The organism is Chromobacterium subtsugae (assembly GCF_001676875.1).
Lineage (GTDB): Bacteria > Pseudomonadota > Gammaproteobacteria > Burkholderiales > Chromobacteriaceae > Chromobacterium > Chromobacterium subtsugae.
The window spans coordinates 298,849-312,646 of the sequence record NZ_JYKA01000001.1 but is presented as its reverse complement, the minus strand read 5'-3'; the positions used below and the strand labels follow the sequence as shown (position 1 = coordinate 312,646).

Sequence of the window (13,798 nt, the reverse complement as noted above, 5' to 3'; positions counted from 1 at the left end):
TCTGCCAGTTGCTCCCATGGAAAGAGCAAACACATGTCTACAAAAGGACAACGTACCAACGCGCGCCAACCGGTTGCGCGTGTCAAAGGTCGTGAAACCGCACAGCCGCGTCAGAATGCCGGCCGCAACCAGGGCCAGCAAGCGCGCCAAGGCAAGTCCGGCCCGAGCGCCCAGCCCCGTTTCCCGCAACAGCAGCAAGCCGGCGCTGGCCAGCAGAACGGCCGCCGCAACGGTCCGGCGCGCCAGCCGCGCGATGCTTACGGCAACCCGGCGGTGCCCTCGCAGAATGGCGTGCCGCTGTTCAAGCTGAGCCGCCGCGAACAGGAGCAACAGGCGCTGGCCGCCGCCCGCGGCAAGCCGGTCTACGGCCGCGACAGCAATGGCGACGTCAACGGCAACGTGGCGCTGGACCACGAGCGCCGCTTCGGCAACAAGAACGCGGCGGCGCCGGTTGACGGCAACGCCGCCAAACCGCCGCGCGGCCCCAAGCCCGAAGGCGAAGGCCGCGGCCGACCGCAGCAGGTGCAGAAGGCCAAGAAGCTGCGTCTGCGCAGCCCCAGCCAGGACATCAAGAGCAAGTCGCAAAAGCTGAAGGAAGTGCGCGTCGATCTGAACGAGATCGAGCCCATCCGCCTGCAGAAGGCGCTGTCCTCGTCCGGCGTCGGCTCGCGCCGCGAAATGGAAGAATGGATCGAAGCCGGCCTGGTCACCGTCAACGGCAAGAAGGCCAATCTGGGCGACAAGGTCGGCCCGCACGACCGCGTGATGGTCAAGGGCGACGCGATCAAACTGAAATGGCCTGACCGCCTGCCGCGCGTGATCATGTATCACAAGGAAGAGGGCGAGATCGTCACCCGCGACGATCCGGAAGGCCGCGTCACCGTGTTCGACCGCCTGCCGCAAGCCAAGTCCAGCCGCTGGGTGGCCATCGGCCGCCTGGACGTCAACACTGCGGGCCTGTTGCTGATCACCACCAGCGGCGAGCTGGCGAACCGCATGATGCACCCCAGCTTCGAAGTGGAGCGCGAGTACTCGGTGCGGGTGATGGGCGAGCTGACGCCGGAAATCATGAAGGAAATGGTCAAGGGCGTGGAGCTGGAAGACGGCCCGGCGCGTTTCGACCGCATTTTCCAGACCGGCGGCCAGGAAGAAGCGGCCAACCAGTGGTTCAACGTGGTGATCAAGGAAGGCCGCAACCGCGAAGTGCGCCGGATGTTCGAGCACTTCGGCCTGACCGTCAGCCGGCTGATGCGCGTGCGGTTCGGCAATATCGGCCTGCCGCCGCGCCTCAAGCGCGGCCAGTTCTACGAGCTGAACCCGGCGGAAGTGGCGGCGGTGATGAAATGGTCGAATCTGACCGTCACCGGCGGCAAGAAGGCGCCGGCTCAGCGCAAGGCATCGGCCCGCAAGCCGCGCACCCCGCGTCCGGAGTAAGACGCGCCGTCCGTGCTGGACGGCTTGACCGCGGGATCAAGCATGGGCGACCGCCGATTGGCGGTTGCCCGTTTTGTTTTGGGGGGAAGCGTGGAAGATTTCGGCCAGAATCAGGACGCCGGCCTGGCCTTGCCGGCGGAGCCGCGCAAACAGCGCGCCGCCATCGTCATCATCGAAGGCGGCAAGCTGCTGCTGATGCGCAGAATCAAGCCGGGCAAGGATTATTACTCGCTGCCCGGCGGCAACATCAAGAAAAACGAGACGCCGGCGATCGCCTGCGTGCGCGAGACGCGCGAGGAGACCGGCCTCAACGTCTGGCTGGGCGACAAGCTGTGCGTGCTGGAAGGCCGCAGCCGCACCGAGCATGTGTTCGTGGCGCGCGAGCACCGCGGCATGCTGCGGCTGGGCGGGCCGGAGTTGGCCAAGCTGTCTGCCGACAACCATTACGAGCTGGCCTGGCTGGACGCGGCGGCGCTCTGCGCGGTGAAATTGCGGCCCAAGGCGTTGCTGCCTTACTGCCTGGCGCTGCTTGAGGGCGGCGATCAGGCATAATGGGGCGGCGGCGCGCGCCGACATCAATCAGCAAGACGGAAACCATCATGAGCAAGGCGTTCACCAAGGAAGAAGACCAGGCGGAAGACGATCTGCCATCGGAACAGCGCTTGCCGGCGGCGAGCAAGAACTACATCACGCCCGGCGGCTGGCAGCGCTTGAAGGACGAGCTGTACCATCTGGTCAACCGCGAGCGTCCGGAAATGGTGCAGGTGGTCAACTGGGCGGCCAGCAACGGCGACCGCTCGGAAAACGGCGACTACCTGTACGGCAAGCGGCGCTTGCGCGAGATCGACCGCCGCATCCGCTTTTTGACCAAGCGGCTGGAAATCGCCGAGGTGGTGGACCCGGAAACCCGCGAGGCGACCGATCAGATCTTCTTCTCGGCCACGGTGCTGATCCAGCGCGGCGACGGCGCCGAGCAGCGGCTGACGATAGTCGGCGTCGACGAGATAGACCTGCCGCGCGGCCGCATCAGCTGGATCTCGCCGATCGCGCGCGCTTTGCTGAAGGCCCGCGAAGGCGACAGCGTGCTGTTCCGCGGCCCGGACGGCGACGAAGACATCGAGGTGCTGGAAGTCTGCTACTGCAAGGTGGAATGAGCGGCGGGCGCATGCCGCCCGCGCAAGGAAAACGGCCCGGTCGGCGACGACCGGGCCGTTTCGCATGCGGCGGCGTCAGGGCAGGATGTGCTCGGACAGCTTGCCGTTGATCAGAAACCAGTCGCGGGTGGCCTTGTCGCCGCAATCGCCGAAGGCGGTCTGCAGCAGGCGCTGCTGCTCGCGGTGCAGGCTTTCCTCCAGCCGCAGGCCTTCCTCGCTCAGGCTGAGCTGCTTGACCCGCTTGTCGTGCGGCGCGGCCTGGCTGCAGATCAGCTCCATTTCCAGCAGCTGGCGCAGCGGGATGTTGATCGCCTGCTTGGTCACGCCCAGAAAACCCAGCAAATCCTTGACCGACAGCTTGGGATAGCGGGCGACAAAGAACAGGATGCGATGGTGGACGCGGGCCAGGCCGCGCTTGGCCAGCATTTCGTCCGGCTTGGTGGTGAGCGCCTTGTAGGCGTAGAAGAAAATCTCCACGGCAGCCCTGGTGTCCAGGCTGCTTTCTGCCTCCTTTGTCACTGCGGTCGTGCTCATGATGTTCCCTGTTGGTTGATCTGCGTTGCTAGCATAACCGGAATCGCCCTGCCGCGAGCTTGGATTCCGGGGACTGCCGGCCGTTCGGCTAGTTGCCGCGAACCACGACATTGACGCTGGACAACGGGTGCGATCCGATTTCGCCGATGGCGACGCTGACCCAGGTGTTGTCCTTGTGCGCCACCAGGTAGCGGTCGGATTTGTCGTAGACGATGAAGGACGAACTCAGCGCGGTCTGCCACAGATTGACATGGTTGGCGCAAGGTTTGTCGCAGATGAAGTCCAGTTTGTAGCCGTCCTGGCTCAGCTGGCTTTTGTACGCTTCCCACACCTGCATGGTGCTTTGCGAATCAGGATGGTTGTACAGGTCCTTGTAGACCTGGCCGCGCAGCAGCTCGGCCTTGGCCACCCGGATCGAGCCGTCGCTGTTCTGGTTGGGCCGCGACAGGAAGACGGTGTATTCGTCCAGTTCCTTGTAATGATGGTTGTATTCGTCCAGCTTGGCCAGCAGCGGCGAGCCCACCGGTGACGGGCGGTTGAGCTTCAGCCGGGGCGTCAGGGAGCCGTCGCCGGTGGCTGGATTGCCGCCGGAGACGCTGTTGCCGACATTCTTGGCGGTGTCCACGGCCTGGTTGACCGAATTGAGCACCGAGCCCAGGTCAAAGGCCCGGGCGCTGCCGGATAGCGCGGCGAGGGCGAGGCAGGCTGCAGCGAGGTGACGCATGCTTGACTCCATGGCATGGGTAAAGAATGCGTCAGTATCCTGGCAGCAAGCGAATATTTCAATGACATTTTCATGCTCCCGCCGATGGGCGGGAGCGGGGTGTTGCGGCCAGGCTGCGGCTCAGCCGGCCAGACCGCGTTTTTCCAGCATGGCGCCAGCGCTGGGGGCGTGGCCGCAGAAGGCCTGGAAGGCTTGCTGCGGATCGCGGCTGTTGCCGACGCTGAAAATGTGCCGGCGCAGGCTGTCGGCCAATTCGGCGTCGAAGGCGTCGCCGCGCGCTTCGAAGGCGGCGAAGGCCTCGGCCTCCAGCACTTCGGCCCACAGGTAGACGTAATAGCCGGCCGCGTAGCCGCCGTTGAACAGGTGGCTGAAGTGAGACAGGCGGTGGGCCAGCCCGGCTTCCGGCGGCAGGCCATGGCGGCGGCAGACTTCGTCCTCGAAAGCGGCGATGTCGTCGACGCCGTCGCCGGCCTGGTGCAGCTCCAGATCCAGCAGCGCCGAAATGACGTAGCGCACGGTGGCGTAGCCTTGCTGGAAATTGCGCGCCGCCAGGATCCGGGCGATCAGCGCCGCGGGAATCGCCGCGCCGGTTTCGACGTGGCGCGCGTGCCGCTCCAGCACCTCGGGCACCAGCGCCCAGTTCTCCAGCAGCTGCGACGGCAGTTCGACGAAGTCGCGCAGCACCTGGGTGCCGGACAGGCGCTGGTAGCGCACATCGGACAGCAGGTGGTGCAGGCCGTGGCCGAACTCGTGGAACAGCGTGCGCACGTCGTCGAAGCTCAGCAGCGTCGGGCTGCCCTTGATGAAATTGGTGTTGTTGACGGTGATGGGCAGGGAGCGGCCGCCGTTGCGGCCCTGGGCGCGGTAGATGCTGGCCCAGGCGCCGCCCGACTTGCCGGGGCGGGCGAAGTTGTCGCTGAGGAACACGCCGATCAACTCGCCGTGCCGGTATACCTCCCAGCCCTTCACGTCGGGATGATAGCGCGGCAGGTCGTCGCGTTCGGCGAAGCTCAGGCCGAACAGCCGGCCGGCGACGTCGAACATCGCCGCCTGCATGTTTTCCAGGCTGAAGTAGGGCTTCACTTCGGCGTCGTCGAGCGCGTAATGCTCGAGCCGCGCCTTCTCCGCCAGGTAGCGCCAGTCCCAGGGCTGGATGTCGGGGTTCAGGCCCTGTTTGCGCGCCAGTGCCTGCAATTGCAGCTTTTCCCTGGCCAGCAGCACCTTGGCGGGCGCCCACACCTGTTCCAGCAGGCGATGGACGGCTGCCGGCGCGCCGGCCATGCGGTCGGTCAGCGCGTAGTCGGCGTAGTTGGCGTAGCCCAGCAGCCGGGCCTGGCGCTGGCGCAGCGCCATGATGCGGCGGATCAGAGGGCGGTTGTCGCGTTGCGGCTGTTCGCCGCGTCCGACCCAGGCGCGCCAGGCGGTTTCGCGCAGGTCGGCGCGGCTGGAGTGGGCGAGGAAGGCGGTGACGGACGAACGCGCAAGCGTGACGGCATGGCCGTCCAGGCCGCGCTCGCGGGCGGTTTGCGCCGCGGCGGCGCGCAGCGAGGCGGGGAGGCCGGCGAGATCGTCCTCGCCGCTCAGGCGCAGCACGAATTCGGATTCGTCGGCCAGCACGTTCTGGCCGAATTGCGCGGACAGGCGGGCCAGCTCTTCGTTGGCGTCGGCGAACTCGCGGCGATCTTCGCCGCGCAGACAGGCGCCGGCCATGGTGAAGTCGCGATGCAGCCGCTGCAGCAGGCGGCGCTGCTCCTCGTTCAACTCCAGCTGCGGCGCTTGCCGCAGCACCGCGTCCAGCCGGGCGAACAGCGCTTCGTCCAGGCAGATGGCGCCGTGGTGGGCGGCCAGCTGCGGCGCCAGTTCGCGCTCGGCGGCCCGCAGTTCGGCATCGGAATGCGAGCTGCGCAGATTGTGGAATACCAGCGATACGCGCTTGAGCGGCAGCGCGGCGGCGTCCAGCGCCTCCACGGTGTTGGCGAAGCTGGCCGGCTCCGGCTGATTGGCGATGGCGGCGACGGCGGCGCGATGTTCGGCCATCAACTGCTGCAGGGCCAGCGCGAAGTGCTCGGCGCGGATGGCGTCGAACGGCGGCAGTTGGTGCGGGGTGTCCCAGTGTTGCAGCAGCGGATTGCTCATGATGATGGCTCTATGGTGAGGGATGATGGTTGCGCGGGAGAAGTCTCCGTCAGCGGTCTATCGCTTCGTCCAGGTACGGACGACGGAGACATCGCGTTCACTGGGACTGGACTTCGTACGGGGTGTTGCCGGGCGTCACCTTGAACTGCTTGCTGATGTGGGCGACGATCGGGTCCCATTTCGCGCGCTGGCTGGCCGGGTAGCGGATGTCGAAGGTCATGAATTGGTCGTCCACCAGATAGGTCTTCTGGTAGAAGATCTTGTCGCCTTCGGTGCCGGAAATCACGAACCAGTCTTTCTTGATGGTTTTGAAGGCGACTTTGCGCGGCTGGCCGGATTCGGATGGTCTTTTCAAGTCGTCGCGGTATTCGCTTTGCAGCGTATCGTCGTTGGCGTTGTTGATGCCGGACGCGGTCATGACGGTTTGCCCATCGGGCGAGGTGAAGGCCAGGCCGTCGCCGTTGTCGGGCTCTTCGCCCGGAATCAGCAGACCTTTGGGGTAAGGTATGGAAAAGGGGAAGCGGACGTTGGCGTAGTTGAGGTAGTGGATGCGGGCCGCTTCCGCCGGGGGCGAGGCCTTGTGCGTAGGCTGCTGCGATTTCCAGAACAGCGCGCCGATGGCGAGGAGGACGATGGTCGGGAGCAGCCACTTGATGGATTTGCCGATTTTCTTTGTCATGCTTGCGAGGTGACGATTAGTTTCATGGAATGGCCATTTTATCCGTTCCGGGGCGCGGCAGGTATGGACCATTCGGGCGCGCTTGATTCGCGCGCGCGGGAAAAGCCACCGGGCGGGGGAGGCCCGCCCGGTGGGCTGCGGCCTTACTGCAGGCCGCGTTTCTTCAGCATCGCCGCGGCTTGCGGGTCGCGGCCTCGGAAGGCGCGGAAGGCGGCGCGCTGCTCGACGGCGTCGCCGGCGCTGTAGATATGGCGATAGAGCTTGTCCGCCAGCGCCGGGTCGAAGGCATCGCCGGCTTCCTCGAATGCGGCGAAGGCTTCCGCCTCCAGCACTTCCGCCCACATGTAGACGTAGTAGCCGGCGGCGTATTCCGGACCGGTGAAGATGTGGCGGAAGTGCGGCGGGCGGTGATTCATGCCGGCCGCGGGCGGAACGCCCAGCCGTTCGCGTTCGGCGGCTTCGAAGGCGGCGATGTCGACGCCGTCCGCGTCGGCGCGCTGGTGCAGCGCCAGGTCGATCAGCGTGGAGGCGGTGTAGCGCACCGTTTCGAAACCCTGGTTGAAATGGCGCGCCGCCTTGATCTTGGCCACCAGCTCGGCCGGGATGGCCGCGCCGGTTTCGGCGTGGAGGGCATGCTTGGCCAGCACTTCCGGCACCAGCGCCCAGTTCTCCATCAGCTGCGACGGCAGCTCGACGTAGTCCCACGGCGAATTGGGGCCGGCCAGCAGCCGGTATTCGACGTTGGACAGCAGGCCGTGCAGGCCGTGGCCGAACTCGTGGAACAGCGTGCGCACGTCGTCGAAGCTCAGCAGCGTCTGGCCGTGGCCGGCTTTGGCGAAGTTGTTGTTGTTGACGACGATGGGCAGCGCTTCGCCGCCGTTGCGCGCTTGCGAGCGGTAGACATGCATCCAGGCGCCGCCGCGCTTGCTTTGGCGCGCGTAGTTGTCGCCGAGGAACAGGCCGATCACCTTGCCGCCGCGGCTGACTTCCCAGGCGCGCACGTCCGGATGGTAGAGCGTGAGGTCATGGCGCTCGGCGAAGCTGAGGCCGAACAGCCGGCGGGCGACGTCGAACATCGCCGTCACCATGTTTTCCAGGCCGAAATAGGGCTTGATCTCGGCGTCGTCCAGCGCGTAGCGGGCGATGCGCACCTTCTCGGCCAGGTAGAACCAGTCCCAGGGCTGGATGTCGGCCGGCTCGCCGAGCCTGGCGGCCTCTTCGCGCAGCATGGCCTTTTCCGACTCGAAGCGGGCCTTGGCCGGCTCCCACACCTGTTCCAGCAGCGCATGCACGGCGGCAGGCTTGCCGGCCATGCGGTTGGCGATCGCGTAGTCGGCGAAAGTGTCGAAACCCAGCAGCCGCGATTGCTCGACGCGCAGCGCCAGAATCTCCCGCGCCAGCGGGCGATTGTCGCGCTCGGCATGTTCGCCGCGTTCGGTCCAGGCGCGCCAGGCGGCTTCGCGCAGCTCGCGGCGGGCGGAGAAGGTGAGGAAGGGCACGATGGACGAACGCGACAGCGTGATCGCCCAGCCCTCAAGGCCGCGGGCCTCGGCGGCGGCGCGGGCGGCGTCCAGCAGGAAGGGCGGCAGGCCAGCGAGGTCGTTCTCGCCCAGCGGCAGCGCGTACTCGGCCTCGTCGGCCAGCACGTTCTGGCCGAAGGCGGTGGTCAGCTCGGCCAGCCGGGAAACGATTTCGGCGTAGCGGCGGCGGTCTTCGCCCTGCAGCTTGGCGCCGGCGCGGACGAAGTTGCGGTGGATCAGGTCCAGCAGCCGATCCTGTTCCTCGCTGAGGCCCAGCTCGGCGCGGCGGGCGTGGACGGCGTCCAGCCGGGCGAAGAAGCCGGCGTGCATGTAGATGCGGCTGTTGTGCTCGGCCAGCTGCGGCGCGGTGCGGCGTTCCACTTCCTGCAGCTCGGCCGAGGTTTCCGATGCGGTCAAATTATCCAGCAGCAGCTGGGCGCGCTCCAGCCGGCGGCCGCTGCGGTCGAAGGCGGCGGCGGTGTTGGCGAAGCTGGGCGCTTCTTCCAATGCGGCCAGCGCGTCGATTTCGGCCAGGTGCTCGGCGAACAGCGCGGCGAGGGCCGGTTCGAAATGTTCGGGGCGAATCAGGCCGAACGGCGGGAGCTGGTGGGGGGTATTCCAGTCTTGCAGCAAAGGATTGGCGTTCATGGCGCTCTTCTCTGTCGGTTGAGGGATAGTCTCGACATGACTTTAGCATGTTGCGCGTGGTGAAGGAATGCGCCGCCGGGATACTCAGTTTCCTGAGTGCGGACTACCGGTAAGCTGGGATGGCGGGCCGAGACGTGGCTGGCCAGAATTCAGCCATGTCAGCGCATGACCCTCTGCGCTGCTTGCCATCCTGTCCTCGCTCGGAGCACGGCAATGAAATCTTCCATCCGCCTGCCTTTCAGCCTTACTGTTTTTCCGCTGGTTTTGGCGCTGGCATGCGCGTCGTTTTTGCTTGGCGTGCTGGGGGCCCATCCGATCGCGCTGTCGGCGGGCGGGGCGCTGCTGGCTTTAGGATGGGCTGGCCGGACATGGATGGGCCGGGATGTGGGCCGCTTTATAGACGCTTCTGTGCAGCGGAGCCGTACGATATCCGACGCGGAGACGGCGGTGCATCGCGATCAGGCGGCTTATCTGGACTCGTTGCGCGTCACTTGCCGCGCCATGCTGCCGCGCTGGCGCACAAACGTGGAGCTGGTGCGCGCGCAATCCGAGTCGGCAGTCGATGGGCTGGTGGCGGAATTCCGAGATATCCGCAGCCGGCTTAAGAGAGCCTTGGGAGCTTTTGCCAGCCAAGGGCAGGAAGATCTGGCGTCTACCATAGGCGGGGCGCGCGACGAGCTGGAAACCATCTTGTCTGAGCTGAAAGCCGCGACTGCGGCCAAGCAGCAGATGATGGGAAATATCGCCTCACTGGTGCAGTTGACCGAGGACCTTCAAAAAATGGCCATCGAGGTTGGCGACATCGCCGCGCGAACCAATCTTCTGGCGCTGAACGCCGCCATCGAGGCGGCGCGCGCGGGGGAGAGCGGCCGCGGCTTTGCCGTCGTCGCCGACGAGGTTAGGAAGCTATCCAATTTGTCCGCGACTACGGGCGCCAGCATCCGGGACAAGGTATCGACTGCCAATCAATTGGTCGGCGGCGCCCTGGCCGCCGCCGAGCGGCTGTCTAGCGAGGACAAGCGCCTGCTTGTCAGTTCCGAAAGCGCCATCGCGGCGACGCTCGCCCGCATCAATCAAGCGGCCGATGGGCTGGCCTCTGCCAGCGCCAGCCTGCGGGCGGAAAATCTCCAGGTCAGCCAACGCATCGAGGAAGTGTTGGTGAATCTGCAATTTCAGGATCGCACCGCCCAGATCATGGGATGGGTGCTGTCCGATATGGGGCGGTTGGATGAACGGTTGACGCAGGACGAGGAGCAGGTCCGGCAGGGCGAGGTGCCGCAACCTATCAGTGTCGATAGCTGGGTGGAAAAGGCGGAAAGCCAGTACACCACCTTGGAGCAAGCGCCCCATCGGCATCAGGTCGATGCGCAATCCAGCATGATTTTGTTTTAAGAGCCGCTCGGCAAGCCCTGATCCCGCGTTGCGCCTCCCTCGATCTGTGTCGGCGAATCTTGGCTCAAGTGTATTTCGAGATTGTTAGCGGCTCCAGGGGCTGGCCCCGATGTTGAGCAGTGCGAGGTATCGGATGAGTCAAGAAAAACAAGCCATCAGGCGAATGGATTTTCGGATAAGGGAAAAATGGCGCTCGATCTTGAGTATCGGTTCGATCGCAATCTGAAGTGTTATTTACCAGGGAGTACATCATGGCTTTTTTTGATAACCGGCAGCGCGCTGTAATCGCATCGTTGACGCTTCTGATCGTGTTGACGGTTTTTTCCGATGTCGCCCTGTTAATCGCTCATGGCGGCGTTTATGAGGGTGAAAAGATTTGGGTGAATGCCGCCATATGGGTCAGCACCTTGTCTTTGCCTCTGTTATTGATGGCCGCATGGCTTTCCCGCAGCCAGGAAAATGGCATGCCGGCGCTTGTCGCCATGCTCGAACAGATGGCAAACGGCAATCTGAATACGCGTCTGGAAATTTCCTCCCATGGCGAGGCCGGCCGCGTCGCGCGCTTGGCCACGCAAATCCAGTCCGGTTTGCAAACGTTGCTGGCCGATATGAAACGCATGTCGGCCGAACACGAGGCGGGCGATATCGACGTGCGCATGGACGAAACCAAGTTCGAGGGGGCTTACCGCGAGATGGTCAGCGGCATCAATGAGATGGTGGCGGGCCATATCGCCGTGAAGAAAAAAGCCATGGCCTGCGTGAAGGAGTTTGGCGAAGGCAATTTCGATGCCCAGCTGGAAGTGTTCCCCGGCAAGAAGCGCTTCATCAACGATACCGTTGAGCAGGTGCGTGCCAATATCAAGGCCTTCATCGGTGAAATGAACCATATGTCGGCCGAGCATGATGCGGGCGATATCGATGTGCGCATGGATGAGGCGAAATTCCAGGGCGCGTATCGCTCCATGGCGGCCGGCGTCAATAGCATGGTGGCGGGCCATATCGCCGTGAAGAAAAAAGCCATGGCCTGCATCAAGGAGTTTGGCGAGGGCAATATGGAAGCGCCGCTGGAACTCTTTCCGGGCAAGAAGCGTTTCATCAATGACACAATTGAGCAAATGCGCGCCAATATCAAGGCCTTGATCGTAGATACCGACATGCTGGTCCAGGCGTCGGTGGAAGGGCGCCTGGACGAGCGCGCCAACGCGAATGCGCACCGCGGCGATTTCCGCAAAATCGTCGAAGGCATCAACAAGACGCTGGACGGCATGGCGGGGCCGGTGAAAGAAGTGATGCGGGTAATGGAGTCCCTGGCGGTCGGCAATCTGACTTGCCTAGTGGAAGGACAGTATGCGGGAGATTTCGATCAGCTCAAGCGCTCCGTCAATACCAGCGTGGACCAATTGGCCCAGACCATACGCCAGGTGAGCGAGGCGATAGAGGAGATATCCAGCGCACTGAATCAGGTGAACAGCGCGTCGCAGGCGCTGTCGCAGAACGCGACCGAGCAGGCCGCCAGCCTGGAGCAGACCACGTCCTCCATGGAGGAAATGTCAGTCTCCATCGCGCAGAACACCGATAACGCGGTAGTGACTGATGGCATCGCCACCCAGTCCGCCAAGGATGCGATGCGCGGCGGAGACGCGGTGGACGAGACCGTGAAGGCGATGCGCGCCATCGCGGACAAGATAGGCATTATCGACGACATTGCCTACCGGACGGACCTGTTGGCGCTGAACGCTGCAATCGAAGCCGCGCGGGCGGGCGAACACGGCAAGGGCTTCGCCGTGGTGGCGGCTGAAGTTAGAAAACTGGCCGAACGTAGCCAGATCGCGGCGCAGGAGATCAGCGGTCTGGCTGCCAACAGCGTACAGACGGCCGAGCAGGCGGGCCAGCTGTTGTCCGAAATGCTGCCGTCTATCAACAGGACGGCGGATCTGGTGCGTGAGATCACGGCGGCGTCCAACGAACAGAGCATAGGCACGAACCAGATCAACGAGGCGATGAACCAGCTGAACTTGACTACGCAGCAAACCGCGTCGGCATCGGAAGAACTGGCGGCGACCGCGCAGACGGTGGCCGAACAGGCCGAGCTGCTGCGCAATCTGATGAGTCAGTTCGAGCTGCGCGAATCGCACGGCAACGCCATGCGCGACACCATGGCCCTGATGAGAAGCGGCGGGCGCTCCTACGCATGAAAGCCCGCGGCATCCGCCGCGGCGTAATGGATCAGGCGGGCAGGACGCGCTTGCCGAGCGCGGTCCCTGCCTGCCGGGGAGAAATGCATGGCGGACAATCAAGCGAGCAACCCGAATCCGGCAATCGGCGCCGCGCAACACGAATCCAGCGTCGGCAAGCTCTATCTTGCCTTCAGCCTGGGGGGGAATGCCTACTCCATCGAGATCGAGCGGATCCGGGAAATCATCGAATACGACGTGCCAACGGCGGTGCCCATGATGCCGCTCGCCGTGTGCGGCGTCATCAATCTGCGCGGCGCGGTGGTGCCGGTCCTCGATCTGGCTGTGCGCTTCGGCCACCACCCTATCGTCGTGAGCCGTCGCAGCTGCTATGTGATCGTGGAGGTGGAGCATGGGGGCGCATTGCACGTGATCGGTTTGCTGGTGGATCGCGTGACGGCGGTGGTGGAAATCGACGATGCGGACATTGAGCCGCCGCCGGCTTTTGGCGCGCAAATCGACGTGGACTTCATCGCCGGCCTGGCGCGCCATGACAATCGTTTCCTGATCATTCTGAACATGGCGCGCGCCTTGTCGATAGCGGAAATATCCGCGGTGACGAGGATGGGCGAGGAGAAACTGCCTCAAGCCGATCCGGCTTGAGGCTGACAGGCCTGGGAGGGCAATGCCATGGCAAAACTTATACTGGTGGTGGATGACTCCGCGTCTTTGCGGTCCTTGGTGGCGATGACGCTGACCGATGCCGGCTATGAAGTGATGGAGGCCTGCGACGGCGCCGACGCTTTGTCGAAATTGAAGGGGCAGCGCATCAGCCTGGTGATTTCGGATGTGAACATGCCCAATATGGACGGACTCACTTTTGTCCAGGAGCTCAAGAAAAATCCAGCATACAAGTGCGCGCCGGTGATCATGCTGACGACCGAGGTGGCGGAGGACAAGAAACAGGCGGGCCAGTCCGCCGGCGCCAAGGCCTGGATGGTCAAGCCGTTTCAGCCCAAGCAAATGCTGGCTGCGGTTGAGTTGCTGGCGAGCTGAGCATGGACTTCTCCTTGGACTTCGATGAAGAAACCGGCCGGCATCTGTTTCGGGGCGAATTGGGCGTCTATACCGCCCATGCGGTGCAGGCGGTTTGGCTGAATCTGTTGCAGGCTGCCGACGGCATCTGCATGGATTTGGCCGGCGTCACGGAAATCGATACCGCCGGGCTGCAGTTGCTGTTGCAGATGAAGCTCCACGCCGCCAAGAGCGTGAGCTTCTGCAACGCGTCTGAGCCGGTGCGGGAAATGGCCAGGCTGGTGAATCAGGAAGCTTTGCTCAAGCAGCCCGACGCTGTGGGCGAGGGCTGGCTTGACCGCGCCGCTGGTCGTCACTACACAAGGTGA

The 13,798-nt window shown here is 64.3% G+C and carries 13 protein-coding genes; 8 read left to right on the top strand and 5 right to left on the bottom strand.

Features of this window, described 5'->3' with window-relative positions; all coding sequences use genetic code 11:
• Positions 1-33: 33 nt before the first annotated feature.
• The 3 genes from MY55_RS01515 (at position 34) to greB (ending at position 2,588) form a co-directional block, all read left to right on the top strand.
• Entirely contained in the window at positions 34-1,434 is a 1,401-nt protein-coding gene (locus MY55_RS01515) for a pseudouridine synthase (RefSeq protein ID WP_047243437.1), read from the top strand.
• A 90-nt stretch (positions 1,435-1,524) separates the two neighbouring features.
• The gene (locus MY55_RS01510) at positions 1,525-1,986 is read left to right on the top strand and encodes an NUDIX domain-containing protein (protein ID WP_052258010.1); all 462 of its coding nucleotides are present in this window, start codon (positions 1,525-1,527) and stop codon (positions 1,984-1,986) included.
• A gap of 47 nt (positions 1,987-2,033) precedes the next feature.
• Positions 2,034-2,588 carry a transcription elongation factor GreB gene (greB, locus tag MY55_RS01505; RefSeq protein WP_043574385.1) on the top strand — a complete coding sequence of 185 codons (555 nt, stop codon included), beginning with the start codon at positions 2,034-2,036 and terminating at the stop codon, positions 2,586-2,588.
• A 75-nt stretch (positions 2,589-2,663) separates the two neighbouring features.
• On the opposite strand, the gene MY55_RS01500 is transcribed toward greB, so the two are convergent.
• The 5 genes from MY55_RS01500 to MY55_RS01480 form a co-directional block, all read right to left on the bottom strand.
• Entirely contained in the window at positions 2,664-3,122 is a 459-nt protein-coding gene (locus tag MY55_RS01500) for a MarR family winged helix-turn-helix transcriptional regulator (RefSeq protein ID WP_047236749.1), read from the bottom strand.
• 88 nt (positions 3,123-3,210) lie between these two features.
• Positions 3,211-3,846, bottom strand: coding sequence for a hypothetical protein (locus MY55_RS01495; protein ID WP_043574386.1), 636 nt, complete (start codon positions 3,844-3,846; stop codon positions 3,211-3,213).
• Positions 3,847-3,966: 120 nt separating this feature from the next.
• The gene (locus MY55_RS01490) at positions 3,967-5,982 is read right to left on the bottom strand and encodes a M3 family metallopeptidase (protein ID WP_047243438.1); all 2,016 of its coding nucleotides are present in this window, start codon (positions 5,980-5,982) and stop codon (positions 3,967-3,969) included.
• Positions 5,983-6,079: 97 nt separating this feature from the next.
• The gene (locus tag MY55_RS01485; protein WP_047243439.1) at positions 6,080-6,661 is read right to left on the bottom strand and encodes a hypothetical protein; all 582 of its coding nucleotides are present in this window, start codon (positions 6,659-6,661) and stop codon (positions 6,080-6,082) included.
• Between the two features lie 143 nt (positions 6,662-6,804).
• Entirely contained in the window at positions 6,805-8,829 is a 2,025-nt protein-coding gene (locus MY55_RS01480; RefSeq protein WP_047243440.1) for a M3 family metallopeptidase, read from the bottom strand.
• A gap of 213 nt (positions 8,830-9,042) precedes the next feature.
• Between MY55_RS01480 and MY55_RS24375 the strand changes: the two genes are divergently transcribed.
• From MY55_RS24375 to MY55_RS01455, 5 genes are all read left to right on the top strand, one after another.
• Positions 9,043-10,221, top strand: a complete 1,179-nt coding sequence (locus MY55_RS24375) for a methyl-accepting chemotaxis protein (RefSeq protein ID WP_052877967.1) — start codon at positions 9,043-9,045, stop codon at positions 10,219-10,221.
• A gap of 251 nt (positions 10,222-10,472) precedes the next feature.
• On the top strand, positions 10,473-12,416 hold the full coding sequence (locus MY55_RS01470; RefSeq protein WP_081284605.1) for a methyl-accepting chemotaxis protein: 1,944 nt from the start codon (positions 10,473-10,475) through the stop codon (positions 12,414-12,416).
• An 87-nt stretch (positions 12,417-12,503) separates the two neighbouring features.
• Positions 12,504-13,058 (top strand): chemotaxis protein CheW, encoded by a 555-nt coding sequence (locus MY55_RS01465; protein WP_065201867.1) that lies wholly within the window; start codon positions 12,504-12,506, stop codon positions 13,056-13,058.
• Positions 13,059-13,085: 27 nt separating this feature from the next.
• On the top strand, positions 13,086-13,451 hold the full coding sequence (locus tag MY55_RS01460; RefSeq protein ID WP_047237821.1) for a response regulator: 366 nt from the start codon (positions 13,086-13,088) through the stop codon (positions 13,449-13,451).
• A 2-nt stretch (positions 13,452-13,453) separates the two neighbouring features.
• Positions 13,454-13,798, top strand: a complete 345-nt coding sequence (locus MY55_RS01455) for an STAS domain-containing protein (protein WP_052877969.1) — start codon at positions 13,454-13,456, stop codon at positions 13,796-13,798.